This is a genomic window from Azotobacter chroococcum (assembly GCF_004339665.1).
Lineage (GTDB): Bacteria > Pseudomonadota > Gammaproteobacteria > Pseudomonadales > Pseudomonadaceae > Azotobacter > Azotobacter chroococcum.
In genome coordinates this window covers 16,120-40,754 of record NZ_SMMU01000003.1, presented here as the reverse complement: position 1 = coordinate 40,754, position 24,635 = coordinate 16,120, and the positions used below count along the sequence as shown (strand labels likewise).

Here is a 24,635-nt window from a genome sequence, read left to right as displayed (position 1 = left end):
GATGATTGTGCGCTACAGGGGCGTCGCCAAGCGGTAAGGCAGCAGGTTTTGATCCTGCCATGCGTTGGTTCGAATCCAGCCGCCCCTGCCATCTCCCACCCGGAGTTCGCATGCATCGCCGGGCATTCAAGGATGTAACGCCACAGGGGCGTCGCCAAGCGGTAAGGCAGCAGGTTTTGATCCTGCCATGCGTTGGTTCGAATCCAGCCGCCCCTGCCATATTTCAGGAAGCTGTTCAAAAATGCCGCAATCACGCCGCCTTTTTGAGCAGCTTTTTAATTTCATCAGGTCCACCCTCAGCCGGCAGGTACTGCGCGTGTCCAAGATGATGGTCTTCACGGGGAATGCCAACCCCGATCTGGCGCGTCGCGTCGTACGTCAGCTGCATATTCCCCTCGGCGATGCCTCCGTAGGCAAGTTCTCCGATGGCGAAATCAGCGTTGAAATCAACGAGAACGTCCGCGGCAAGGACGTCTTCCTGATTCAACCGACTTGCGCGCCGACCAACGACAACCTCATGGAACTGGTGGTGATGGCCGACGCCTTCCGCCGCTCCTCGGCCTCGCGAATCACCGCGGTCGTCCCCTACTTCGGCTATGCCCGCCAGGACCGCCGCCCGCGCTCCGCCCGCGTGGCGATCAGCGCCAAGGTGGTGGCCGACATGCTCGACGTGGTCGGCGTCAACCGCGTGCTCACCGTCGATCTGCACGCCGACCAGATCCAGGGCTTCTTCGACATCCCGGTGGACAATATCTACGGCTCGCCGGTGCTGGTCGACGACATCCAGGCGCAGCGCTTCGAGAACCTGATGATCGTCTCTCCGGACATCGGCGGCGTGGTGCGCGCGCGCGCCGTCGCCAAGTCCCTGGGCGTGGATCTGGCCATCATCGACAAGCGCCGGCCGAAGGCCAACCAGTCGGAAGTCATGCACATCATCGGCGATGTGGAAGGTCGTACCTGCATCTTGGTCGACGACATGGTCGACACCGCCGGTACCCTGTGCCACGCGGCCAAGGCCCTCAAGGAACATGGCGCCGCCAAGGTATATGCCTACTGCACCCACCCGGTGCTGTCCGGTCGCGCCATCGAGAACCTCGAGAGCTCGGTGATGGACGAGCTGGTGGTGACCAACACCATTCCGCTGTCCGCCGCTGCCCAGGCCTGCCCGCGCATCCGCCAGCTGGACATCGCCCCGGTGGTAGCCGAAGCAGTGCGCCGCATCAGCAACGAGGAATCCATCAGCGCCATGTTCCGCTAGGAGCGGGCGCCGATATCACCGCCCCGCCAAATGCGGGGCCCTCAGCCATCGCCCGGATGCTGGTCGCAAGCATCGCGGGCGATGCTGTCATTCTGGAGAAACGCAATGACCAATTTTGCCCTGAATGCCGAAGTGCGTTCCGACCTGGGGAAAGGTGCGAGCCGCCGCCTGCGTCGTAACGCCAGCCTGGTTCCCGCCGTGATCTACGGTGGCGACAAGGCTCCGCTGTCCATCAGCGTGCTGGCCAAGGAAATCGCCAAGCTGATCGAAGACGAGGCCGCCTTCAGCCATGTGATCGCCCTGAACGTCGCCGGCACCACCGAGACCGTGCTGATCAAGGCCCTGCAGCGCCATCCGTCCAAGGCCGTCGTGATGCACGCCGACTTCCTGCGCGTGGTTGCCGACCACAAGCTGACCGCCCACGTGCCGCTGCACTTCGTCAACGCCGAGAACTCGGTCGGCGTGAAGCAGCAGGGTGGCGAAGTCTCCCACACCATCTCCGAAGTGGAAGTGTCCTGCCTGCCGAAGGACCTGCCGGAGTTCATCGAAGTCGACCTGGCCAACGTCGAAGTCGGTCAGATCGTCCACCTGTCCAACCTGAGCGTTCCGGCCGGCGTCGAGCTGGTGGCCCTGGCCCACGGCAACGACCTGGCGGTGGCCAACATCCACGCTTCCCGCGTGAAGGAAGAAGGCGCCGAGTAATTCCTCGGAGTCCAGGAGGGCCCCTGCGATGACTGCCGTGCAACTGATCGTCGGCCTGGGAAATCCCGGCCATGAATACGAGCAGACCCGGCACAACGCAGGGGCCCTCTTCGTCGAGCGCGTGGCGTCCGCCAAGGGCGTCGGCCTCAGCGCCGACAAGAAGTATTTCGGCCTGGTCGGCAAGTTCAGCCACCAGGGCCGCGACGTTCGTCTGCTCATCCCCACCACCTACATGAACCGCAGCGGCCAGTCCGTGGCGGCGCTGGCGAACTTCTTCCGCATCCCGCCAGCGGCCATCCTGGTGGCCCACGACGAACTCGACATGCCCCCCGGCACCGCCCGACTCAAGCAGGGTGGCGGCCATGGCGGGCACAACGGGCTCAGGGACATCATCGCCCAGCTCGGCAACCAGAATTCCTTCCATCGCCTGCGGCTCGGCATCGGCCACCCCGGCGACAAGACTCTCGTCTCCGGCTTCGTGCTCAGCCGGGCTCCGCGCAGCGAACAGGAAAAGCTCGAGGCCAGCATCGACTTCGCCCTCGACGTGCTGCCGGACATGCTCGACGGCCACTGGACCCGCGCCATGCAGCAGCTGCACAGCAGGAAAGCCTGAGCCACCCTTTTCCACCGACTTCAGCTCTGCGAGGGACACACCATGGGATTCAACTGCGGCATCGTCGGCCTGCCCAACGTCGGCAAGTCCACCCTGTTCAACGCCCTCACCAAGTCCGGCATCGCCGCCGAGAACTTCCCGTTCTGCACCATCGAGCCGAACAGCGGCATCGTGCCGATGCCCGACTCGCGCCTCGATGCCCTGGCCGAGATCGTCAAGCCCGAGCGCGTGCTGCCGACCACCATGGAGTTCGTCGACATCGCCGGCCTGGTGGCGGGCGCCTCCAAGGGCGAGGGCCTGGGCAACAAGTTCCTCGCCAACATCCGCGAGACCGATGCGATCGCCCACGTGGTGCGCTGCTTCGAGGACGACAACGTGATCCACGTGTCCAACAGCGTCGATCCCAGGCGCGACATCGAGATCATCGACCTCGAACTGATCTTCGCCGACCTCGACAGCTGCGAGAAGCAGCTGCAGAAGGTCGCGCGCAACGCCAAGGGCGGTGACAAGGAAGCCCTCGCGCAGAAGGCCCTGCTGGAAAAGCTGATTCCCCACTTCAGCGCCGGCAAGCCGGCCCGCTCGCTGATGAAGAGCCTGGGCGACGAGGAAAAGCGCCTGATCAAGGGCTTCCATCTGCTCACCAGCAAGCCGGTGATGTACATCGCCAACGTTGCCGAGGACGGCTTCGAGAACAACCCGCACCTCGACGTGGTGAAAGCCATCGCCGAGGAAGAAGGCGCCATCGTGGTGCCGGTGTGCAACAAGATCGAAGCGGAAATCGCCGAACTCGACGACGACGAGGAAAAGCAGATGTTCCTCGAGTCCATGGGCATGGAGGAGCCGGGCCTGAACCGGGTGATCCGCGCCGGCTACCAGCTCCTCAACCTGCAGACCTACTTCACCGCCGGCGTGAAGGAAGTGCGCGCCTGGACCGTCAAGATCGGCGCCACCGCGCCGCAGGCCGCCGCGGTGATCCACACCGACTTCGAGAAAGGCTTCATCCGCGCCGAAGTCATCGCCTACGACGACTTCATCCAGTACAAGGGCGAAGCCGGCGCCAAGGAAGCCGGCAAGTGGCGTCTGGAAGGCAAGGACTACATCGTGAAAGATGGCGACGTGATGCACTTCCGGTTCAACGTCTGATCGCTCCCCGCTTCAGCCAGGGCCCCAAATACGGGGCCTTGGCCTGCCCTTCCCCTCACCCCCCCCCTACCAGCCCGGCCAGCTGCCAGCCCAGCGACACCAGCGCCAGTCCGGCGACCGCTGCCAGGGCCAGGCGATTGCGTCCGGCGTTCCGATCCTGCGCCTCCTCCAGAAACTGCAAACGAGCCTCCACATTGCCCAGCGCCTCGGCCCTGGCCGTCACCTCGCTCTCCAGCCGTTCCAGCGCCTCATCCTTGCGCTTCGACTCGTCCGCCAGTTGCGCCAGTGCCTCGCCCCGGAGCCTCAGCTCGCCCTCCACTTGCAGCAGCGCCTTGCGCTGCGCCTCCAGGACGCGGGCCTGTTCCTGTTGCCAGGCCCCCTGGCGCAGCTCGAGGTTGCCGAGCGCCTTGCGCAGCGGCAGGACGTTCTGCTCCAGCATGGCGACGACTTCCTGGCGAAACTTCGCCAGCCGCTCCGACAGCGCCTCGCGCAGTTGCCGGGCCGCCGCCTCCTGGGCCTCGATGCGCGCCTGGCCGGCCTGCGCCTGCTGCTGCAGCTTCCGCTCCAGCTCTACCGCACAGGCGGCACTCCTGTCCGCAGCGGCCTCCAGCTCGGTCCGCACCTGGTCGAGATGGTCGCGGAACTCGTCGAACAGCTTCTTCTCCAGCCCGGCCTGGCGCTGGGTGAAGTCGCGGCCCAGGTCGTCGAGCCGGGTGCGCCAGTCGCTGACCGCGGTGACCAGATCCTCGGCCACGCAGACGACCATCTGCTGGTTGAGCGCCTCCATCTGCGATTCGGCCTGCTCCAGGCGCTTCACGCTGCCGACCAGCCGGTCGGTCTGCTCCGCCGTGACGTCCCGGGCCTCCAGCAGGCCCCGGTTGGCCAGGTCGATTTCCTGCTGCTGCTGCTCGAGCGCCCGCTGCTGACCGAGAATCCTGCGGTTCTGCTCCTCGAGGAGGTCGGCCTGCTGCCTGAGCATGTTCTGCTGCTGCAGGAGAACCCGCTGCTGGTCGCTCAGGACCTTGGAGATCGCCGCATTGACGATCAGCAGTTGCGAGGACTTCTGCGACAGGCTGCCGATCGACTTCTGCAGATCGATCTGCGCATCCTGCAGCTTGTCGTCGCGGTCCTTCCACCAGTTGCCGATCAGGCTGCCGCCCTTTTTCTCCTGGCGCGCCCGCTCCAGTTCCTCGGCGCTCCGACCGACCTCGTCCTGGGCGGACAGCATGCCGCCGACCAGTCCCTTGATGTCGGCCGAGCGGATGATCTGCTCGGAAACCTCCACGGAGGAGAAGGCCTGCACGATCTGCAGCTCCTGTCCGCTCCGCTTGTCCGCATCGTGTTCCACAAAAATCGCCCCGGGGAAAGCTCAATGGTACGGATATTGTCCAGAAAACCACCGATGCCTTTGCCCGGTCGGTTGGCAAATTCGTCACATCGCGCGGCAGCCGGTCGGCCAGAATGTCGCACGGGCCGATCCTTTCAGCCGGACATCACCCAGCACCAGCCAATGTCCGCTCCCGCCAACGCCGCGAGCAGGTCACCCACCTGCAGCCGCTCCAGCTCGGCGCGCAGCCGCTGCGACCAGTCGTCCGCCCGGCCGCCGCGCCAGGCCGTGGCGGCGCGTTGCAGACATGCCGGGCGGTTGCCCTCGTCGAGGGCCTCCAGCGCCGCCCGGCGGGCCGAAGCCAGTCGCTCGGCGTCCAGACCGGCGAGGCGGTGCTGCTGCACGACGAGAAACTCCCGGATCGCCTGCTGCAGGCGCGCGACCGGAACGTGCGGCGATTGCACACCGAACTGCAGCTCGGCGCCCTCCTCGGCGTCGACGAAACGGCAGAACAGCGCATAGCCCAGCCCCTGCTCGACGCGCAGGGCCTGATGGAAGGCGCCCGGCCAGAGGATCGCCAGCAGGCGCCAGGCCGCCTCCCGGCGCGGCTCGCCGGGCGGCGCCAGCAGACGCAGCAGGACCGCCTGTTCGCTCCCCGCGATCCCCAGATGCAGTTCGCGTTCGCCGCCGGCCGCCAGCCGCGGCGGAGCCGGTGCCGCGGGACGACCGATTCCCTGCAGCAGCGGCAGCACGGCGGGCGGCACCTCGCCCATGCGCCAGCCGCACAGGCCGGCGGCCATCAGGCACTCGGCAACCCGTGCAGACAGGCCGGCCTCGTCCAACGCCTCCAGCCGGCAGGCGAGCGCATCCTCATCGACCGGCTGGCGCGTCCGCGCCGCCGGATGGGCCAGCAGGCGGCGCAGGAGGATCTGCCGTGCCTGCTCGTCGCGGCGCCGCTGCCAGGCCTCGCGCCAGCATGCCGCGTCGCCCTCGCGCAACGCCGCCAGCAGGCGCTCCAGCGCCAGCGGCAAAGCGGCCGGCGGTCCGCTCAGGCACAGGCTCAGGCGTCCGGCACCGCTCGACAGCTGGCAATCGAGACCGAACGGCTGCGCTTCGCCGAGCAGCGCGGCCCAGCGCTCGGCCAGCGCCAGCTCCGCCAGTTCCGCCGCCAGTTGCGCCTCCAGGCCCGATTCTGCCGCCTGCCAGGCAAGCAGCAATGCGGCATGGCCGGGACGCAGCAGCTCCGCGCCGGTGCTGCGCCACTCCGCCGGCCAGTCTTGCGCCACTGTCGACGGCGGTGGCGCCTGGAAAGGATTGAGCGGCGCAAGCTGCCAAGCCTCCTGCACCGGCGGCAGCTCGGCCAGCGGCATCACCAGCCGGCGCACCGGAAAGCGCGGAGTGAACTCGCCCTGCGGCAGGGCGGCGCGGCAGCACTGCAGGACCAGCGGCGGCTGCGCCAACGGCCTCAGCCATTCGCCCAGCTCGGCACCGGCCACCGGTGCCGGCCACAGCGTCGGTACGGCGCCGCCCTGGCGCTGCCAGCGCTCCAGCCAGAGCGCGGCACGCTCCAGCGGCGCCCGCTCGTACTCGTCCCAGGCCTGGCTGATGCGCCCGTTTTCGGCCAGGAGCGGATCGCCGATCCGCTCGGGCGCCGCCTGCAGACAGGCCAGCCAGTCGCGGCAGAGGGCGGCGATCTCCTCCTCACGGCCACGGCCCTCCTCCAGCAGCTCCAGATGCAGGGCCAGCAGCGCCTGCCCGGCATCCGCCGGGTGCAGCTCCAGACGGGCCTGCTGCGCCAGACCACGGGCGCGCAGCACGCCGGGCAGGCTGCCGGCATCGCTGCGCCACAGCGCCTGGCGCAGCAGATCCAGAGCCGGCTCGTCGCGCGCGGCGACATGCTCCAGCGCCCACCACAGGCTCATGCGCCGCTGCGCCGGCTGCTCCAGCTCCAGACGCAGGCAGCCCTGTCCGACCGGCCAGGGCGACGGCCAGTCGGGTACCGACACATGGGCGCCGCCCGGCAGCGCGCCGGCGACGGCACGGACCTGCGTCTCCAGCTCGCCCAGGGACTGCGGCCCGCAAACCAGCAGGCGCAGGTTTTCGCCCCGGTAATGCCGGGCATGCCAGGCGCGCAGCTCGGCGAGAAAGGCCGCTGACGGCGAATCGAGGCTGTCGCGCGCGCCGGCATGAAAATGCGCCAGCGGATGGGCCGGATCGAGCAGGCCGGCCAGCGCACCGAACAGCTGGCTGTCGCCGTCCTGGCAGCGCGCCAGGTATTCGGCATGCAGTACCTCGCGCTCGGCGAGCAGCCGCTCGGGCAGCAGCAGCGGCCGCGCCAGCAGGGCGCACAGCCGTTCGAGGGCCGGGACCAGCTCGCCCGCCGGCATTTCCAGGTAGTACTGGGTATGGAGGCCGAGGGTGCGGGCGTTGTAGCGCCCGCCCCGGCCGTGCACGTACCCGGCGAAGGCGCCGGCTTCGGCCAAGCCTTCGCTGCCGAGGAACAGGCAATGCTCGAGAAAGTGCGCCAGCCCCGGCCAGGCCGGCGGCTCGTGCAGGCTGCCGGCCTCCACCCCGGCGGCCAGGGCGACGCGGCTGGCCTGCGGGTCGTGCAGCAGGGTCGCCTGCACGCCGTTGTCCAGGCGCAGGCTGCGTTGGCGCAGCGGCGGCAGTTCCCCCATGGCCTGGCCCCTCAATCCAGCAGATCCACATAGAAGCGCCATTCGCGCTCCAGCGCATCGGCCAGATGGGCGGCCTGGCGAAAGCCGTGGCGCTCGTCGGGATACAGGCGGTACTCCACCGGCACACCCCGCGCGCGCAAGGCGGCGACCATCGCCTCGGTCTGCTCCGGCACCACCACCGCGTCCAGACCGCCCTGGAAGAAGATCACCGGCGCCTCGATGCGCCCGGCGTGCAGCAGCGGGGTGCGCTGCCGGTAACGTTCGGCGTCGCGCTCGGGATCGCCGATCAGCCAGTCGAGGTAGTCGCCCTCGAACTTGTGGGTGACCCGGCGCAGGCTCAACGGATCGCTGACCCCGTACAGGCTGGCGCCGCCGCGGAACAAGTCGCGGAAGGCCAGGGCGCACAGCGCGGTGTAGCCGCCGGCGCTGGCACCGCGGACGAAGGCCCGCGCCGGGTCGATCAGCCCCGCCTCGCCCAGGCGGCGGACCAGCGCACAGGCGTCCTCCACCTCGATGCGCCCCCACTCGCCCGCCAGGCGCAGCCGGAAGGCCCGACCGAAACCGCTGGAGCCGCGGTAGTTGAGGTCGGCCACGGCGAAGCCGCGCTGGGTCCAGAACTGGATGCGCGGATCGAACACCGGGTAACAGGCCGAGGTCGGCCCGCCGTGGAGAAACACCACCAGCGGCGGCCGCTCATCCGCGGGCACGGCGCAGGCGGCATTACGCGGCGGGTAGAAGAAGGCCTGGGCGGACTCGCCCTCGCCCGTGGCGAAGCGGATCGACGCAGGGCGCGACAGCTCCTCCGCGGAGAGCGGCCGCTCGCCGCCGGCCAGCACGTGCACGCGACCGGAATCGCGGGCGATGGCCAGCACGGCCGGCAGGCGGTCGGGCGCCGCCGTGATGCAGTAGAAGTGCTGCGCGTCGCTGGCCAACTGACGGAAACGCGAGAACTCGGCAGCCAGGCGCCGCTCGCGGCCATCGGCGGCACGCTCGACCAGCAGGCCCCAGCCTTCTTCCAGGCGCGCCAGCAGCCAGCCGCCATCTTCCAGTGGCAGGTGGCTGACCGTGCCCAGTTGCCAGGGCGCCGGGGCGTGGTCGGCCTCCGCCATGAGCCGAGGCTCGCTCCAGCCGGTGCCGGTGCTGGACAAGGCTGTGCCGTTGTCCAGCGGGTGGCCGGCCTCGGGAGCCGGATGCCATTGCCCGCCCTGCTCCGCCCACGGCTGCCACCAGCCGGCGCGGTCGGTGAGGCACCGCAGCCGCCCGTCGGCGGCGAAGCCGGGCTGCTGCACGGATTCGTCGCCCGCCGCGCCGGCCAGCACCTCGCGGTCGCCAAGCGAACCATCGGCAAGTACCTCCGCCAGGCACAGGCGGGTGGCGGTCCACGGCAGTTCGGGACGGTCCCACTCGATCCAGGCCAGGCGCCGGCCGTCGTCGCTCAGCCGCGGCGCGGCATAGAAGTCGGCGCCCTCGGCCAGCACCCGCCGCGTGCCGTCGGCCAGGCTCAGGTCGACCAGGCGATGGATCACGCGGTTCTGTTCGCGGCTTTCCTCCACCGCCAGCACCGCGTTCCAGGCCGGGGCGAACTGCAGGTCGCCGTAGCGGCAGTGGGAACGCGCGGTCAGCGCTTCGGGGACGCTGCCGGCGGCGACGCCCAGGCGGTAGAGCTGCTGGTCCTCCTCGTCGACCAGGACCACGCCGTCCCCGACGACGCAGAAGGCGCCGCCGCCGTATTCGTAGACCCGGCTGCGCACCGAGTGGCCGGGCGGGGTCAGGCGTTGCGGTTCGCCCTCGCGCCACAGCCACAGGCTGCAGCCCGCCTCCTGCGGGTCGAACTGCAGCCAGAGCAGCCCGCCGAGGCCAACGCGCAGCTCGGCGAAGTCGCGGCTGGCCGCGGCGGCGTCGCCGGCCGACCAGCGACTGGGCCAGGAACCGTAGGGTTGCGTGGACACGGGCAAACCTCCCGAAAATGGCCAATCGAGGGCCGATGGAGAAGCTCATCGGCCGCCGGGTGGAGAGCCACCGATGCGGCCTCCCCACTCATTCGGATGTCGATGGCTCCCACGCTCCTGCGTGGGAGCCATACCCGAGCGACTCGAACGCTCCCCGGACGCCAGAGCGTCCACGGCAGCATTCCCACGCGGGAGCGTGGGAACGATCGGCCCTGCCCGATACCCCGGCACTGCTCATCTGCCTTCCCCCTCAGCCCTTGCAGATGATCTGCGAGGCGCGGACGTTGCGCTGAACCAGCTCGTCGAGGCCGCGCGGCGCCTCCTCCGCCTGGCGGCGGGCGTCGAGGATCAGGCCGTGATGAGCCGACTTGCCGCACACCGGGTCGGTCGCCTCGGCGTCGCCGGTGAGCAGGAAGGCCTGGCAGCGGCAGCCGCCGAAGTCGCGGTCCTTCTCGTCGCAGGAGCGGCACGGCTCGGGCAGCCAGTCGTCGCCGCGAAAGCGGTTGAAGCCGAAGGAGTCGAACCAGATGTGCCTGAGGCTGTGCTCGCGCACGTTGGGAAACTGCACCGGCAGCATCTTCGCGCTGTGGCACGGCAGTGCCGTGCCGTCCGGGGCGATGTCGAGGAACAGGCTGCCCCAGCCGCCCATGCAGGCCTTGGGACGTTCCTCGTAGTAGTCCGGGGTGACGAAGATCAGCTTGCACGGGTGCTTGCGTGCGGCGAGCTTTTCCCGCCACTCGTTGGTGATGCGCTCGGCGCGCTCCAGCTGGGCGCGGGTCGGCAGCAGCCCGGCGCGGTTCAGCTCGGCCCAGCCGTAGAACTGGCAGGTCGCCAGCTCGACGAAGTCGGCCTCCAGTTCGAGGCACAGCTCGATGATCCGCTCGATGTGGTCGATGTTGTGCCGGTGGGTGACGAAGTTGAGCACCATCGGGTAGCCGTGGGCCTTGACTGCGCGGGCCATCGCCAGCTTCTGGGCGAAGGCCTTGTCGGAGCCGGCCAGGAGGTTGTTCACCTCCTCGTCGGCGGCCTGGAAGCTGACCTGGATGTGATCGAGGCCGGCCGCGGCGAACTCGGCGATGCGCGCCTCGCTGAGGCCGATGCCGGAGGTGATCAGGTTGGTGTAGTAGCCCATGCCGCGGGCGGCGCGGATCAGTTCGGTCAGGTCCTGGCGCACCAAGGGCTCGCCGCCGGAGAAGCCGAGCTGGGCGGCGCCCAGCTCGCGGGCCTGGCGGAACACCTCGATCCACTGCGCGGTGGACAGCTCCTCGCCGTGGCGGGCGAAGTCCAGCGGGTTGGAGCAGTACGGGCACTGCAGCGGGCAGCGGTAGGTCAGCTCGGCCAGCAGCCACAGCGGCGGGCCCGGCTCAATGCAGCTCGATCCAGGACCGCTCACGCGCCACCTCCAGGAACTCCAGGACGTCCGTCTCGATGTCCTCGGCCTTGGGAAAGCGCTCGCGCAGCGCAGCGACGATGGCGGCGATGCTGCGATCGCCGTCGACCTGGCCGAGGATCGCCGCGGCGCTGTCGTTGAGCTTGACCATGCCCTCGGGGTAGAGCAGTACATGGCAGTTCTGCGCCGGCTCCCACTGCAGGCGGAAGCCGCGGCGCAACTGGGGGATATCGTTCAGGGTGGTTTCGCTCATGGGCATTTTCCCTCTGTAGGGTGAAAAACGACCGCAGGTCTTTTCCACCAGTGTGGACTGCGCTGGAAAATCGCGGCGCGCGTTTTCCATCCGACCGGAACTTCGTCGCTCATCGGCACACCTTCGTAGGGTGGGAAACGCGCGCAGCGCTTTCCCACCACTCGCCGCCACGCTGGAAAAGACCTGCGGTCGTTTTCCATCCTACATTCGGGATCACCACGCGATCCCCCGGTGCCAGACCCGCTCGCCGGTCACCGTGTGGTACGGCGGGCGGTTCAGCTCGTAGGCCATGCTCATGGCGTCGAGCATGCTCCAGAGGATGTCCAGCTTGAACTGCAGGATCTCCAGCATGCGTTCCTGGGCCTCGCGGGTGGTGAAGTGCGCGAGGGTGATGCGCAGGCCGTGCTCGACGTCGCGGCGCGCCTCCTTCAGGCGCTTGCGGAAGTAGTCGTAGCCGCCGGCCTCGATCCACGGATAGTGCTGCGGCCAGGTGTCGAGGCGCGACTGGTGGATGGTCGGGGCGAACAGCTCGGTCAGCGAACTGCCGGCCGCCTCCTGCCAGCTGGCGCGGCGGGCGAAGTTGACGTAGGCGTCCATCGCGAAGCGCACCCCGGGCAGCACCAGCTCCTGGGACAGCAGCTGCTCGCGCCTGAGCCCGACCGCCTCGCCGAGGCGCAGCCAGGCCTCGATGCCGCCCTCCTCGCCGGGTGCGCCGTCGTGGTCGAGGATCCGCTGGATCCACTCGCGGCGGACCTCGCGGTCCGGGCAGTTGGCCAGGATCGCGGCATCCTTCAGGGGAATGTTCACCTGATAGTAGAAGCGGTTGGCCACCCAGCCCCGGATCTGCTCGCGGGTCGAGCGGCCCTCGTACATGGCGACCTGGAACGGGTGGTGGATGTGGTAGTAGGCGCCCTTGGCGCGCAGCGCCTGCTCGAATTCGGCAGGGTTCATGGCTGGCTCGGTCATCATGGCTCCTCGTGGGGGTGTGGCGCTGGCGCAGGGCGGGTTAGCCGCGAAGCGGCGTAACCCGCCAACCGGCCCTGCGCCAACGGTAGGTTACGGCCTGCGGCCTGACCCGCCCTACAGTTCGATATCCATCCCGTCCCAGGCGACCTCGATCCCGCGCGCGCTCAGTTCGGCGCGCTCGGGCGAGTCCTCGTCGAGGATCGGGTTGGTGTTGTTGATATGGATGAGCACCTTGCGCCCGTCCAGGCCGTCGAGCACCTCGAGCATGCCGCCCGCGCCGCTCTGCGGCAGATGGCCCATCTCGCTGCCGAGCTTGCTGCCGCAGCCGGCGTGGATCATCTCGTCGTCGCGCCACAGGGTGCCGTCGACCAGCAGGCAGTCGGCGCGGCCCATCCAGTCGAGCAGCGGCGCATCCACCTGGCCGAGGCCGGGGGCGTAGAACAGCACGCCGCCGGTGCGGCTGTCCTCGACCAAGAGGCCGAGGTTGTCCCCCGGGTGCGGGTCGTTACGGTGCGGCGAGTACGGCGGCGCCGCACTGCGCAGCGGAATCGGCGTGAAGCGCAGGGCCGGACAGGCATCGATCACGAACGGCCGGTCCAGTTCGATGGGCTTCCAGCGCAGGCCGCCGTTCCAGTGCTCGAGCATGTCGAACAGCGGAAAGCCGCTGGTCAGGTCCTGGTGGACCATCTCCGTACACCAGACCTCGTGCGGGCAGCCTTCGCGCAGGCTGAGCAGGCCGGTGGTGTGGTCGATCTGGCTGTCGAGGAGGATCAGAGCGCGGATCGCCGTGTCGCGCACCGCGCGGGCCGGCTGCAGGGCCGGGAAGGCCTCGATCTGCGCGCGGATGTCCGGCGAGGCGTTGCAGAGAATCCAGTTCGCCCCGTCGTCGGACAGGGCGATGGAAGATTGGGTACGCGCCGTGGCACGCAGGGTGCCCTCGCGCAGGCCGCGGCAGTTGCGGCAGTTGCAGTTCCACTGGGGAAAACCGCCGCCGGCGGCCGAGCCGAGAATTCGGATGTGCATGGCAGTTCCGTCTGGGGAAGGCCCCGGCACGCCGGGGCCACTCGTTCAACGGTTGGCGAAATACAGGGTCACTTCGAAACCGATGCGCAGGTCAGTGAAGGCGGGTTTGGTCCACATGACAGACTCCTTGCAAGTGCGTGGTGGGGGGTCAGGTTCATCCCGTTCCGACTATTTCGACGGGACATGCAGCGATCCGTTCGGAATGCCGGCAAGGAACGCCTGGCGTCCGACAGGCGAACGAGCGGCCTTGGCAGCCACGGCTCTTCTTTCCATTAAAGAAGAAAAGGCCCCGGGCGGCCGGAGCCGCCCTCAGCCGCGCCTTTTCCCCGGCATCTCGATGCCATGCTGGTTCACCCGACGGTACAGGGTGGCGCGGGAGATGCCGAGGGATTCGGCCGCCGGCCCCGGCTTCCAGCGGTGGCGGACCAGCGCGTCGAGCAGCGCCTGGCGCTCCGGGTCGGAGGCCAGGGCGGCGGCGTCCTCGCCGGTGGCCAGGCGCCCGCCGCGCAGTTCGGCCGGCAGGTCGTCCGGCTGGATCACCCCGCCGGCGCACACCGCGCAGGCGTAGCGCAGGGCGTGGCGGAGCTGGCGCACGTTGCCCGGCCAGCGGTAGCCGAGCAGGCACTCCAGCGCCGCGGCGCTCAGGCCGACGGGCTCGCCGCAGGACTCCGCCTCCTCCTCCAGCACGCGGTTGATCAGCGCCAGGCGGTCGCTGCGTTCGCGCAGCGGCGGCAGCTCGAAGCGCGCGCCGCCGATTCGAAAATACAGGTCCTCGCGGAAGCTGCCGTCGGCGACCATCGCCGCCAGGTCGCGGTGGGTGGCGCAGATCACCTGGATGTCCACCGCCTGGCGCCGCGCCGCGCCCAGCGGCGCCACCTCGCCCTCGGCGAGCACCCGCAGCAGGCGGGTCTGCAGGGTCAGCGGCATGTCGCCGATCTCGTCGAGGAACAGGGTGCCGCCGTCGGCCTGCTGCAACAGGCCGCGCATGCCCTTGCTGGAGGCGCCGGTGAAGGCGCCGGCGGCGTAGCCGAACAGCTCGCTCTCGATCAGGCTCTCGGGGATCGCCGCGCAGTTCAGGGCGACGAAGGGCTTGCCGCGGCGGGCGCTGGCCTCATGCACCTGGCGGGCGAAGACCTCCTTGCCGGCGCCGGTCTCGCCCTGGATCAGCACCGGCAGGTTGCGGTCCTTGACCCGCACCGCCAGGCGCAGGTGCTCGGCGATCCGCGGATCGAGCTCGGCGCCGCGCGCCGCGACCCGCGGCACCGGCCGGCTCTGGCGCGGCGGTGCGCTCAGGCGGACGTACAGGGCCGGCGCGTCGCCGCGCCCGAGCAGCGGCTGGGCAACGCCGTCCCCGGCGGCACGCAGGGCGTCCGGATCGAACACCTCGGCGATGTGGCCCGGCACCTCGCCGAAGCGCTGGCGCAGGTAGCGGCGCGCCGCCGGGTTGAGCGCCAGCAGGCGGCCGTCGGCGTCCCAGGCGAACAGGTAGTCGGGCTGGCTGTCGACGTAGCCCGGCGCAGCATGGGCGCGCAGTATCCAGTGCCCGCCGGCGCTGTGCATGAAGAAGGCGTTCTCGATCTGCCGGGCGCTCTGCGCCACCAGCTGGCGGACCAGGGTCTGGCTGCGGCGGTCGTCGGGCGACTGCACCGCCGAGACGTCGAGCACCCCGAGCAGTTCGCCCTGCGGGTCGAAGACCGGCGCCGCCGAGCAGGTCAGGCCGATGAAGGCGGCGCGGAAGTGGTCGCGCTTGTGCACCGTCAGCGGCATCTTGCTGGCCAGCACAGTGGCCACCCCGCAGGTGCCCTCCTCGCCCTCCGACCACCAGGTGCCGAGGTCGAGGCCGGCCTTGCGGCAGTCGCTGCGGATCGCCGGATCGACCCGGTAGTCGAGGGTCCGCCCCTGGGCATCGGCGAGCAGCACGCAGTAGTCGGCGCCGCGCACCTGGCCGTGCAGGCGGCCGACCTCCTCGCTGGCGATGCGCAGGAACAGCTCGGCGCGCTCGCGGCACTCCCTGAGCAGGGTCTGGTCGAGGATGCGCGGCCCCTGCAGGGAGCCGGGGTCGAGCCGGTGCTGCTCCGAGCGGCGCCAGGAATCGAGGATGGGTGCGGGAACCGGCGCCTGGGGCAGGCCGGAGGCGTTCTTCAACACGCGGCTGACACAGTCCACGTGGGCTTTCGAGTGTGCGGAAAGCATGCAGTCTCCGTTTCTCGTCGTCTTGTTGTTGTTTCCCCATTAAGCACCCTTCCCCCCGCAGCGACAAGCGCCGGAGCGGAGAAGCCCGACGCTGAGACGGAGCGTCTCGGCATCTCAGCGCAACGGCCGTCGCGCTGACACCCGGCGTCTCGCCCGGGCCTCCGCCAAGCCCGCCAGCCTGCCGAGAAAACCGCTCTAGCACGGGGCTTTTCGGCAACTTCCAGCACTCTGGCACCGCCCTTGCTCTCTCCCTTGGCAGAAGCGGCCGGCAGCCCCGGCCCATAACAACAAGCACAGGTGCCCCATGTCCGAGTCATCCCTTCCCGAATTCTCCCTGTCCGGCAAAGTCGCCCTGGTCACCGGGGCCGGCCGCGGCCTCGGCCAGGGCATCGCCCTGAGCCTGGCCCGCGCCGGCGCCGACGTGGCGGTGGCCGACCTCGATCCGGCCGGCGCCGAGGAAACCGCCGCCCAGGTCCGGGCCCTCGGCCGGCGCAGCCTGGCGCTGGCGGTCGACGTCGCCCGCCAGGACAGCGTGCAGGCCATGGTCGCCAAGATCGTCGAGGGCTTCGGCCACCTCGACGTGGCGGTCAACAACGCCGGGGTGATCGGCATCCACAAGGTCGGCGAGCTGACCGTCGAGGAATGGGACCGGGTGCTGAACGTCAACGCCCGCGGCGTGTTCCTCTGCTGCCAGGCCGAGCTGGAGCCGATGCGCGCGCAGCGCTGGGGGCGGATCGTCAACGTCGCCTCGATCGCCGGCAAGGTCGGCTTTCCCGACCTGTCCCACTACTGCGCCTCGAAGTTCGCGGTGGTCGGCTTCAGCAACGCCCTGGCCAAGGAGGTCGCCCGCGAGGGCATCACCGTCAACGCGCTCTGCCCCGGCATCGTCGGCACCGGCATGTGGCGCGGCGAGCAGGGCCTGGCCAGCCGCTGGCGGCAGGCCGGCGAGAGCGAGGCGCAGTCCTGGGAGCGCCACCAGGCCAGCCTGCTGCCGCAGGGCGAGGCGCAGACCGCCGAGGACATGGGCCAGCTCGCCGTCTACCTGGCCTGCGCCCCGCACGTCACCGGCCAGGCCATCGCCGTCGACGGCGGCTTCTCGCTCTGACTCCAGGGAACTCCGCCATGAACCGACCTCCGCTGACCGTGGGGATCATTCCCAACCCGGCCTCCGGCCGCGACCTGCGCCGCCTGACCGCCAACGCCGGGCTGTTCTCCAGCACCGACAAGGCCTCGGTGGTGCAGCGCCTGCTCGGCGCCTTCGGCGCCACCGGCGTCCAGCGCGTGCTGCTGCCGACCGACATGACCGGCATCGCCGCCGCGGTGCTCAAGGCCAGCCGCGGCCGCCACGCCCGGGACAACCGCTGGCCGGAGCTGGAAATCCTCGATATCCGCCTGCGCCAGACCGTCGAGGACACCCGCCTGGCGGCGCGCCTGATGGCCGAGCGCGGCGTCGCGCTGATCGCCGTGCTCGGCGGCGACGGCACCCACAAGGCGGTGGCCGCCGAGGTCGGCGACATTCCCCTGCTGACCCTCTCCACCGGCACCAACAACGCCTTTCCCGAGCTGCGCGAGGCGACCGGCGCCGGGCTCGCCGGCGGGCTGTTCGCCAGCGGGCGGATTCCGCCGGAGATCGGCCTGCGCCGCAACAAGCGCCTGCTGGTCCGCGAAGCCCGCCGCGGCCTCTGCGAATGGGCGCTGGTCGATGTGGCGGTATCGCCGCTGCGCTTCGTCGGCGGCCGGGCGATCAGCCGCGCCGAGGACCTGGCCGAGGTCTTCGTGACCTTCGCCGAACCCCACGCCATCGGCCTGTCGGCGCTCTGCGGGCTCTGGTGCCCGGTTTCCCGGCAGGCCCCGGAAGGCGCCTGGATGCGCCTGCATCCGCAGGCCCGCAACGCCCTGCTGGCGCCGCTCGCCCCCGGCCTGCTGCAGGGCTGCGGAGTGGTCGCCGCCGGCACCCTGGAGCCGGGCGTCGCCCATGCGCCCAGCCTGAACGGCGGCACCCTGGCGCTGGACGGCGAGCGCGAGATCGCCTTCGCCGCCGGCGACCGGCCGACCGTCACCCTCGATTCCCACGGCCCGCTGAGCATCGACGTGGAGGCCGCCCTCGCCTACGCGGCACGCCACCGTCTGCTGTCCATCGGCCGCGAACACCCGCAACACCCCGTGAACCTTTCGTGTTGAAACAACCCAGGAGAACAACAATGACCACCCACCTGTCAGCCGAGCAGCTGCTGCATGCCTACCGGGTGATGCGCACCATCCGCGTCTTCGAGGAGCGCCTGCACATCGAATTCGCCACCGGCGAGATTCCCGGCTTCGTCCACCTCTACGCCGGCGAGGAAGCCTCCGCCGCCGGAGTCATGGCCCACCTGCGCGACGACGACTGCATCTCCTCCAACCACCGCGGCCACGGCCACTGCATCGCCAAGGGCGTGGACGTGCACGGGATGATGGCCGAGATCTACGGCAAGAAGACCGGCGTCTGCCAGGGCAAGGGCGGCTCCATGCACATCGCCGACCTGTCCAAGGGCATGCTCGGCGCCAACGGCATCGTCGGCGCCGGTGCGCCGCTGGTCGCCGGCGCGGCGCTGGCCGCCAAGCTCAAGGGTACCGATGCGGTGGCCGTGGCCTTCTTCGGCGACGGCGCCTCCAACGAGGGCGCGGTGTTCGAGGCGATGAACCTCGCCGCGATCATGAACCTGCCGTGCATCTTCGTCGCCGAGAACAATGGCTACGCCGAGGCCACCGCCTCCAACTGGTCGGTGTCCTGCGACCACATCGCCGACCGCGCCGCCGGCTTCGGCATGCCCGGGGTGACGGTGGACGGCTTCGACTTCTTCGCCGTCCACGAGGCGGCCGGCGCCGCCGTGGCCCGCGCCCGCGCCGGCGAAGGCCCGTCGCTGATCGAGGTGAAGCTGACCCGCTACTACGGCCACTTCGAGGGCGACGCCCAGACCTACCGCGACATGGACGAGCTCAAGGAAATGCGCGAGCAGCGCGACTGCCTGAAGCAGTTCCGCGACCACACCGTCGCCGCCGGCCTGCTCGACATCTCGCAGCTCGACGACATCGACGGCGAGGTCGAGCGGCAGATCGAGGACAGCGTGATCAAGGCCAAGAGCGATCCCAAGCCGCCGGCGGCCGATCTGCTCGCCGACGTCTACGTCTCTTACCCCTGAGCCCCCATTCCTAGGAGAACCATCATGGCAAGAAAAATCAGCTACCAGCAGGCCATCAACGAAGCCATGGCCCAGGAAATGCGCCGCGACGAAACCGTCTTCCTGATCGGCCAGGACATCGCCGGCGGCGCCGGCGCACCGGGCGAGCAGGACGCCTGGGGCGGCGTACTCGGCGTCACCAAGGGGCTCTACCACCAGTTCCCCGGCCGGGTGCTCGACGCCCCGCTGTCGGAGATCGGCTACGTCGGCGCGGCGGTCGGCGCCGCCACCCGCGGCATGCGCCCGGTGTGCGAACTGATGTTCGTCGACTTCGCCGGCTGCTGCCTGGACCAGATCCTCAACCAGGCGGCGAAATTCCGCTACATGTTCGGCGGCAAGGCGGTCACCCCCTTCGTGCTGCGCGCCATGTACGGCGCCGGCCTGCGCGCCGCCGCCCAGCACTCGCAGATGCTCACCTCGCTGTGGACCCACATCCCCGGCCTCAAGGTGGTCTGCCCCTCCTCGCCCTACGACGCCAAGGGCCTGTTGATCCAGGCGATCCGCGACAACGACCCGGTGATCTTCCTCGAGCACAAGATGCTCTACGGCATGCAGGGCGAGGTGCCCGAGGAGCTCTACACCGTGCCCTTCGGCGAGGCCAACTTCCTGCGCGAGGGCGACGACGTGACCCTGGTCACCTACGGCCGGATGGTCCACCTGGCGATGGACGCCGCCGCCAGCCTGGCGCGCCAGGGCATCGGCTGCGAGGTGCTCGACCTGCGCACCACCAGCCCGCTGGACGAGGACAGCATCCTCGAAAGCGTCGAGAAGACCGGCCGCCTGGTAGTGATCGACGAGGCCAACCCACGCTGCTCGATGGCCACCGACATCTCCGCGCTGGTCGCGCAGAAGGCCTTCGCCGCCCTCAAGGCGCCGATCGAGATGGTCACCGCGCCGCACACCCCGGTGCCCTTCACCGACTCCCTGGAAGACCTGTACATCCCCAACGCGGCGAAGATCGAAGCCGCCGTCCTGAAGATCGTCGACAAGAGGAAAGTTGCATGAGCCAGATCCATACCCTGACCATGCCGAAGTGGGGTCTGTCGATGACCGAGGGCAAGGTCAACGCCTGGCTCAAGGAAGAAGGCGCCAGCATCGCCAAGGGTGATGACGTGCTCGACGTGGAAACCGACAAGATCTCCAGCAGCGTCGAGGCGCCCTTCTCCGGCGTGCTGCGGCGCATCGTCGCCCAGGAGGACGAAACCCTGCCGGTCGGCGCCCTGCTCGCCGTGGTGGTCGAAGGCGAAGCCTCCGACGCGGAGATCGACGCCGTGGTGCAGCGCTTCCAGGCCGAGTTCGTGCCCGGCGGCGAAGACGAGGAAGCCAGCGGCCCGGCGCCGCAGAAGGTCGAACTGGACGGCCGCACCATCCGTTTCTTCGACCGCGGCGAGGGCGGCGCCCCGCTGCTGCTGATCCACGGCTTCGGCGGCGACCTGAACAACTGGCTGTTCAACCACGAGGCACTGGCCGCCGGCCGCCGGGTGATCGCCCTCGACCTGCCGGGCCACGGCGAGTCGGGCAAGACCCTGAAGAGCGGCGACCTCGACGAACTGAGCCGGGCCGCACTGGCCCTGCTCGACCACCTGGACATCCAGCGCGCGCACATCGCCGGCCACTCGATGGGCGGCGCGGTGTCGCTGAACCTGGCGCGCCTGGCGCCCGAGCGGGTGCTCTCGCTGACCCTGATCTGCAGCGCCGGCCTGGGCGCGGAGATCAACGGCGACTACCTGCGCGGCTTCGTCGAGGCGAGCAACCGCAACGCCCTCAAGCCGCAACTGGTGCAGCTGTTCTCCGACCCCGCGCTGGTCACCCGGCAGATGCTCGAAGACATGCTCAAGTACAAGCGCCTGGAGGGCGTCGAGGCGGCGCTGCGCCAGCTGGTCGAGCGGCTGTCCGCCGATGGCCGCCAGCAGATCGACCTGCGCGGCGTGCTGGAACAGGGCCGCCATCCGGCGCTGGTGATCTGGGGCAGCGACGACGCGATCATCCCCGCCGCCCATGCCCAGGGCCTGCCGGCGCAGGTGGAGATCCTGTCCGGCCAGGCGCACATGGTGCAGATGGAAGCGGCCGACGCGGTCAACAAGCTGATCCAGGCCTTCCTCGCCCAACACTGAAACCGGCGGCGGCCGGCCCGTGCCGGTCGCCGCTACCCTGCAAGTCCCGAAGGAGAACAACAATGACAACATCCCTTGGTGCAACCATGCGTGCCGCTGTCTGGCATGGCCGTCAGGACATCCGCGTGGAGGACGTGCCGCTGCCGGCCGAGCCGCCGCCCGGCTGGGTGCAGATCCGCGTCGACTGGTGCGGCATCTGCGGCTCGGACCTGCACGAATACGTCGCCGGCCCGGTGTTCATCCCGGTCGAGAAGCCCCACCCGCTCACCGGCATCCAGGGCCAGTGCATCCTCGGCCACGAATTCAGCGGCGAGATCGTCAAGCTCGGCGCCGGCGTGAGCGGCTTCGCCCCCGGCGAGCGGATCGCCGCCGACGCCTGCCAGCACTGCGGCACCTGCTACTACTGCCGCAGCGGCCTGTACAACCTCTGCGAAAAGCTGGCCTTCACCGGGCTGATGAACAACGGTGCCTTCGCCGAGCTGGTGAACGTGCCGGCCGAACTGCTCTACAAGCTGCCGGCCGATTTTCCCGCCGAGGCCGGCGCGCTGATCGAACCGCTGGCGGTGGGCATGCACGCGGTGAAGAAGGCCGGTAGCCTGCTCGGCCAGAACGTGGTGGTGGTCGGCGCCGGCACCATCGGCCTGTGCACCATCATGTGCGCCAGGGCGGCCGGCGCGGCCCAGGTGATCGCCCTGGAAATGTCCTCGGCGCGCAAGGCCAAGGCGCTGGAAGTGGGCGCGAGCCTGGTGCTCGATCCCAAGGAATGCGACGTGCTGGCGGAAATCCGCGCCCGCACCCACGGCCTCGGCGCCGACGTCAGCTTCGAGTGCATCGGCAACAAGCACACCGCCAAGCTGGCCATCGACGTCATCCGCAACGCCGGCAAGAGCGTGCTGGTCGGCATCTTCGAGGAACCCAGTTCATTCAACTTCTTCGAACTGGTCTCCACCGAGAAGCAGGTCCTCGGCGCCCTCGCCTACAACGGCGAATTCGCCGACGTGATCGCCTTCATCGCCGACGGCCGCCTGGACGTCAAACCGCTGATCACCGGCCGCATCGGCCTGGAGGAAATCGTCGGCCGCGGCTTCGAGGAGCTGGTCAATAACAAGGAACACAACGTCAAGATCATTGTTTCGCCGCACTGACGATGGAGCCGGCGCGAGGCGGTGGGGGCCGCTTCGCGTGGGGGGTTAGAAGGGCATGTGCACTGATGGGGCTTCGCCTTTCCAACTGATTCGTCGCATAGGCAGAAAGCGGCCAGAAGCGGACAGCCGCTGGAGCGGAGACGAATGCGCCCTCGGAGAAGCTGTGAGCCGCCGGCTGCTAGCCTTCTAGCCACCGGCGTCCGGGGGCTACGATTAATGCTAGGGAGTGCCCCCACCATTCTCGCATATCGCCAGAATATGAATAAAACAGGTAATCCCCCGGCTTTGCCGGGGGACTCCGTTAGGTTTGACCGTGTGAGACGGTCGCCCTTCAAGAGTTTGGCGTTGAGAGCTGCATCGAAGGCCAAGGCGAATAAGCCACAATAGGGAGATGGTATTTGGGCGTATGGTTACTCAGTGGAGCTAAGCCATGTATGTCCTGGGGCCAAGAGAGTGAAGATAAGCCTTACGACTAGCTCAAATCTGGCCTGTGACGACAGCCGCCTTCAGGCGGCCCCACTACTAGCCCCTTTGAGGGGCTAACAGACTAAAGCCACCGGCTTTGCCGGTGGATATTTACTATCTCGACTATTTAAGCCAGACCAGCTCACCTCTAACCCGGTATAGAATTCTCGAACTCAGCCCGCAGCGCGTTTGTGAACTCTCTGCTTCGCTCGGCATCCTTTACTTGAAGCCCTGACTTTCCTAGAGCAATCTCCAAGGAATTCTTTGCAGCATCAAAAAGAACCTGGCTATCACGTTTATCATTATAGAATGATAGTATTTGCTCAAAACCATAGCCTTTCTTGTTTTTTCGCAAAAAATCATGATAGCAATGCATAAGATAAAGCAGTTGGAACTTGAAGTCTTTGTACAGCCTCGAAACTCCAGGCACTCGAAGCATACGCTCTAGTCTATTTAGCGCCAAGCACGAGATATAGTACAACTGGTGGGAGTCGCTAGGCTTGAACATGCTTTTTCGGTTAGCTTCCAGTAGCTCCCCGTAATACCGATGAGTACTATGCGGCTGCGCCAGGGTCGTTGCCACGTATGCTTTAATTTGCGTGCTAAGCGTCATTACCTGTGATGCGGGGACATCAGGTGCACTATCATATTGCTTAGATCGACGCTCATAGTATATAGGATGATCAACTTTACTTGCTGTTGCCTTATAAAACTCCTCCAAGTCTTTATGGAAAGGAGAAAGTGACTCAAAGGCCTCATCAGTTACAAGTGTCTGTTTATTCGTCGCCTGAATAACCTTCGAGGAAAGCTCATGATTAGTTGTTTCGATAATTTTAACAACAACATGGGTGCCAGCTGATAGTTTTGATCTATTCTCATACAAAACATAAGAGGACTGACAGCCGTTCACGATCTGAAAGTCGGTGAGCTTCATTTTTCCGCCAATGGGCTCAACTTTCTTCGCAATAATTGTAATGCCATTATTAAGGATAGCCATTGCAGCCTGAAGAGCAGGATCATTCAATGTCTTTCCAATATCCACATTTATCTTATTCTTGCCTTGAAAATCCCTGACATTGTCATCAAATAGGCTTTTTTGCAAATCCCCCTCAGCATCGGTTATCAGCTTTATGTATTCACTCGCAGCCAAGCTACCGACAAAGGATTGCCTAACATGATTGATTTCAGGAAGAGCGACATGATTTGCGAACTCAATTTCTTTTACCGTCTTCCTCTTAAGTTCTCGAAATGTACTTTTTAATCTTTCAGCATCCACAAAGCTCAAATCTACCGATCGAAAAATCTTCATCCTTTCAAGATCTTGGAGTTCGTGCTTTGTTCGGCCCGTGATAGCTTCAGGCGACTTCCACTCACCCGTGCTTACAAAGTACACATCCAGCACAGGCAACCCGTCAAATTGAATGCTGTGCGAGTAAATCCTATCTTTCAGCTCGCGCAGGTTTTGCACCTGGGCATTTTCTGGAATAGATGACTTTTTAGCAAAGAAGTTTTTTAGACCAAAAACAAAAGTTCCTACCTGTTCACCCTTGAACTTACTAGACGACTTTGACTGAACAAAAATGAACGCAACATCCAAATAACCATTTTTCTTTAGAAGGTAGTCAATCTCCTCCACCTTCTTAACAATATTCCCATTAACTATTATTGCAACGCCGTCAAACCCGCAGTCATCACTCCCCCCTACCGAAATAGAGTCCAAATCAAAATCCCGCGGATATTGCTTAGACACCATGCAATAATTTACGAAATGTTCAAACTTATCGGAATCTTCTAGGTTGCTATAGCCTCGCTCATCAGAAAAGCTGTCAACGTAACCTTTGAGTATTTGATCCATTGCTTAATCCTTACTTAATCCATCCTCACAGTAGCACAGCGCCATCGCACTTCGCAATAAGCTACACAGGGCCGACACCGATACAGCGAAACATGTGCAAGGAGACTGCCAATAATCATACTCGAAGGACAAACCTATCTAGGCGATACCTGCCAGACCATCAACTCGCTATCGATAAGCACAGAACCCCGCCTTACTCAGCGGCCACATATTTCAACCATTGTTTACTTTCTCTAGCCGCCCCCATGTTAATACCCATCGAGAACTTTAAAAGCCTCCTTGCCTGTATGAAGCGCCTCAAGACATGACCCAGCCAACAGATTAACCAACTTCAAGCCGCAGA

Annotated in this window: 20 protein-coding genes and 2 tRNA genes; 12 read left to right on the top strand and 10 right to left on the bottom strand. The window is 67.1% G+C overall.

Annotated elements, in window-relative coordinates; genetic code table 11:
• The first annotated feature begins 16 nt into the window (after positions 1-16).
• The 6 genes from EV691_RS04170 to ychF all read left to right on the top strand — a co-directional run bounded on the left by EV691_RS04170 (position 17) and on the right by ychF (position 3,716).
• Positions 17-91 (top strand) — tRNA-Gln (locus EV691_RS04170).
• A 53-nt stretch (positions 92-144) separates the two neighbouring features.
• Positions 145-219: transfer RNA gene (locus tag EV691_RS04165), tRNA-Gln, on the top strand.
• A gap of 97 nt (positions 220-316) precedes the next feature.
• Positions 317-1,258, top strand: coding sequence for a ribose-phosphate pyrophosphokinase (locus tag EV691_RS04160; protein ID WP_131299860.1), 942 nt, complete (start codon positions 317-319; stop codon positions 1,256-1,258).
• A 105-nt stretch (positions 1,259-1,363) separates the two neighbouring features.
• Positions 1,364-1,960, top strand: coding sequence for a 50S ribosomal protein L25/general stress protein Ctc (locus EV691_RS04155; RefSeq protein ID WP_039802219.1), 597 nt, complete (start codon positions 1,364-1,366; stop codon positions 1,958-1,960).
• A gap of 28 nt (positions 1,961-1,988) precedes the next feature.
• Positions 1,989-2,573 (top strand): aminoacyl-tRNA hydrolase, encoded by a 585-nt coding sequence (gene pth / locus EV691_RS04150; RefSeq protein WP_039802217.1) that lies wholly within the window; start codon positions 1,989-1,991, stop codon positions 2,571-2,573.
• A gap of 42 nt (positions 2,574-2,615) precedes the next feature.
• A complete protein-coding gene (ychF, locus tag EV691_RS04145) occupies positions 2,616-3,716 on the top strand; it encodes a redox-regulated ATPase YchF (protein WP_039802215.1) in 1,101 nt (366 codons plus the stop codon).
• A gap of 55 nt (positions 3,717-3,771) precedes the next feature.
• On the opposite strand, the gene EV691_RS04140 is transcribed toward ychF, so the two are convergent.
• The 9 genes from EV691_RS04140 to EV691_RS04100 all read right to left on the bottom strand — a co-directional run bounded on the left by EV691_RS04140 (position 3,772) and on the right by EV691_RS04100 (position 15,495).
• On the bottom strand, positions 3,772-5,064 hold the full coding sequence (locus EV691_RS04140; protein ID WP_131299857.1) for a coiled-coil domain-containing protein: 1,293 nt from the start codon (positions 5,062-5,064) through the stop codon (positions 3,772-3,774).
• 134 nt (positions 5,065-5,198) lie between these two features.
• Positions 5,199-7,721, bottom strand: coding sequence for a pyrroloquinoline quinone biosynthesis protein PqqF (pqqF, locus tag EV691_RS04135; RefSeq protein ID WP_131299854.1), 2,523 nt, complete (start codon positions 7,719-7,721; stop codon positions 5,199-5,201).
• 11 nt (positions 7,722-7,732) lie between these two features.
• Entirely contained in the window at positions 7,733-9,676 is a 1,944-nt protein-coding gene (locus EV691_RS04130; RefSeq protein ID WP_131299850.1) for an alpha/beta hydrolase family protein, read from the bottom strand.
• Positions 9,677-9,920: 244 nt separating this feature from the next.
• The gene (gene pqqE / locus EV691_RS04125) at positions 9,921-11,063 is read right to left on the bottom strand and encodes a pyrroloquinoline quinone biosynthesis protein PqqE (RefSeq protein WP_131299846.1); all 1,143 of its coding nucleotides are present in this window, start codon (positions 11,061-11,063) and stop codon (positions 9,921-9,923) included.
• Positions 11,035-11,313, bottom strand: a complete 279-nt coding sequence (gene pqqD / locus EV691_RS04120) for a pyrroloquinoline quinone biosynthesis peptide chaperone PqqD (RefSeq protein WP_131299842.1) — start codon at positions 11,311-11,313, stop codon at positions 11,035-11,037. The genes pqqE and pqqD overlap by 29 nt, the downstream gene beginning before the upstream one ends.
• A gap of 213 nt (positions 11,314-11,526) precedes the next feature.
• Complete coding sequence (pqqC, locus tag EV691_RS04115; protein WP_131299838.1) at positions 11,527-12,279, bottom strand: pyrroloquinoline-quinone synthase PqqC; 753 nt, start codon at positions 12,277-12,279, stop codon at positions 11,527-11,529.
• 114 nt (positions 12,280-12,393) lie between these two features.
• Positions 12,394-13,302, bottom strand: a complete 909-nt coding sequence (gene pqqB / locus EV691_RS04110) for a pyrroloquinoline quinone biosynthesis protein PqqB (protein ID WP_131299834.1) — start codon at positions 13,300-13,302, stop codon at positions 12,394-12,396.
• A gap of 45 nt (positions 13,303-13,347) precedes the next feature.
• Complete coding sequence (pqqA, locus tag EV691_RS04105) at positions 13,348-13,419, bottom strand: pyrroloquinoline quinone precursor peptide PqqA (protein ID WP_072432761.1); 72 nt, start codon at positions 13,417-13,419, stop codon at positions 13,348-13,350.
• Between the two features lie 192 nt (positions 13,420-13,611).
• Positions 13,612-15,495: a sigma-54-dependent Fis family transcriptional regulator gene (locus tag EV691_RS04100; RefSeq protein WP_131299830.1), complete on the bottom strand. Its 1,884-nt coding sequence runs from the start codon at positions 15,493-15,495 to the stop codon at positions 13,612-13,614.
• A 304-nt stretch (positions 15,496-15,799) separates the two neighbouring features.
• Here EV691_RS04100 and EV691_RS04095 point away from each other — a divergent pair, with 304 nt between their 5' ends.
• From EV691_RS04095 to EV691_RS04070, 6 genes are all read left to right on the top strand, one after another.
• Positions 15,800-16,600, top strand: a complete 801-nt coding sequence (locus tag EV691_RS04095; protein WP_131299827.1) for an SDR family NAD(P)-dependent oxidoreductase — start codon at positions 15,800-15,802, stop codon at positions 16,598-16,600.
• Between the two features lie 17 nt (positions 16,601-16,617).
• Positions 16,618-17,676: an ATP-NAD kinase family protein gene (locus EV691_RS04090; protein ID WP_131299823.1), complete on the top strand. Its 1,059-nt coding sequence runs from the start codon at positions 16,618-16,620 to the stop codon at positions 17,674-17,676.
• 20 nt (positions 17,677-17,696) lie between these two features.
• On the top strand, positions 17,697-18,674 hold the full coding sequence (locus EV691_RS04085) for a thiamine pyrophosphate-dependent dehydrogenase E1 component subunit alpha (RefSeq protein ID WP_131299819.1): 978 nt from the start codon (positions 17,697-17,699) through the stop codon (positions 18,672-18,674).
• Between the two features lie 24 nt (positions 18,675-18,698).
• A complete protein-coding gene (locus EV691_RS04080; protein WP_090623850.1) occupies positions 18,699-19,718 on the top strand; it encodes an alpha-ketoacid dehydrogenase subunit beta in 1,020 nt (339 codons plus the stop codon).
• Positions 19,715-20,827 (top strand): acetoin dehydrogenase dihydrolipoyllysine-residue acetyltransferase subunit, encoded by a 1,113-nt coding sequence (locus EV691_RS04075; protein WP_131299816.1) that lies wholly within the window; start codon positions 19,715-19,717, stop codon positions 20,825-20,827. Before EV691_RS04080 ends, EV691_RS04075 begins: the two co-directional genes overlap by 4 nt.
• Before the next feature lie 86 nt (positions 20,828-20,913).
• On the top strand, positions 20,914-21,972 hold the full coding sequence (locus tag EV691_RS04070; protein WP_242672599.1) for a 2,3-butanediol dehydrogenase: 1,059 nt from the start codon (positions 20,914-20,916) through the stop codon (positions 21,970-21,972).
• Positions 21,973-22,585: 613 nt separating this feature from the next.
• Here the strand turns inward: EV691_RS04070 and EV691_RS04065 are convergent.
• The gene (locus EV691_RS04065) at positions 22,586-24,292 is read right to left on the bottom strand and encodes an AIPR family protein (RefSeq protein ID WP_131299808.1); all 1,707 of its coding nucleotides are present in this window, start codon (positions 24,290-24,292) and stop codon (positions 22,586-22,588) included.
• Positions 24,293-24,635 lie beyond the last annotated feature (343 nt).

Coding starts and splice junctions, on each gene's coding strand:
- EV691_RS04155 (WP_039802219.1), top strand. CDS start 1,364: ATGACCAATTTTGCCCTGAATGCCGAAGTGCGTTCCGACCTGGGGAAA.
- pth (WP_039802217.1), top strand. CDS start 1,989: ATGACTGCCGTGCAACTGATCGTCGGCCTGGGAAATCCCGGCCATGAA.
- ychF (WP_039802215.1), top strand. CDS start 2,616: ATGGGATTCAACTGCGGCATCGTCGGCCTGCCCAACGTCGGCAAGTCC.
- pqqF (WP_131299854.1), bottom strand. CDS start 7,721: ATGGGGGAACTGCCGCCGCTGCGCCAACGCAGCCTGCGCCTGGACAAC.
- pqqD (WP_131299842.1), bottom strand. CDS start 11,313: ATGAGCGAAACCACCCTGAACGATATCCCCCAGTTGCGCCGCGGCTTC.
- pqqC (WP_131299838.1), bottom strand. CDS start 12,279: ATGACCGAGCCAGCCATGAACCCTGCCGAATTCGAGCAGGCGCTGCGC.
- pqqB (WP_131299834.1), bottom strand. CDS start 13,302: ATGCACATCCGAATTCTCGGCTCGGCCGCCGGCGGCGGTTTTCCCCAG.
- EV691_RS04100 (WP_131299830.1), bottom strand. CDS start 15,495: ATGCTTTCCGCACACTCGAAAGCCCACGTGGACTGTGTCAGCCGCGTG.
- EV691_RS04095 (WP_131299827.1), top strand. CDS start 15,800: ATGTCCGAGTCATCCCTTCCCGAATTCTCCCTGTCCGGCAAAGTCGCC.
- EV691_RS04090 (WP_131299823.1), top strand. CDS start 16,618: ATGAACCGACCTCCGCTGACCGTGGGGATCATTCCCAACCCGGCCTCC.
- EV691_RS04085 (WP_131299819.1), top strand. CDS start 17,697: ATGACCACCCACCTGTCAGCCGAGCAGCTGCTGCATGCCTACCGGGTG.
- EV691_RS04080 (WP_090623850.1), top strand. CDS start 18,699: ATGGCAAGAAAAATCAGCTACCAGCAGGCCATCAACGAAGCCATGGCC.
- EV691_RS04075 (WP_131299816.1), top strand. CDS start 19,715: ATGAGCCAGATCCATACCCTGACCATGCCGAAGTGGGGTCTGTCGATG.
- EV691_RS04070 (WP_242672599.1), top strand. CDS start 20,914: ATGCGTGCCGCTGTCTGGCATGGCCGTCAGGACATCCGCGTGGAGGAC.
- EV691_RS04065 (WP_131299808.1), bottom strand. CDS start 24,292: ATGGATCAAATACTCAAAGGTTACGTTGACAGCTTTTCTGATGAGCGA.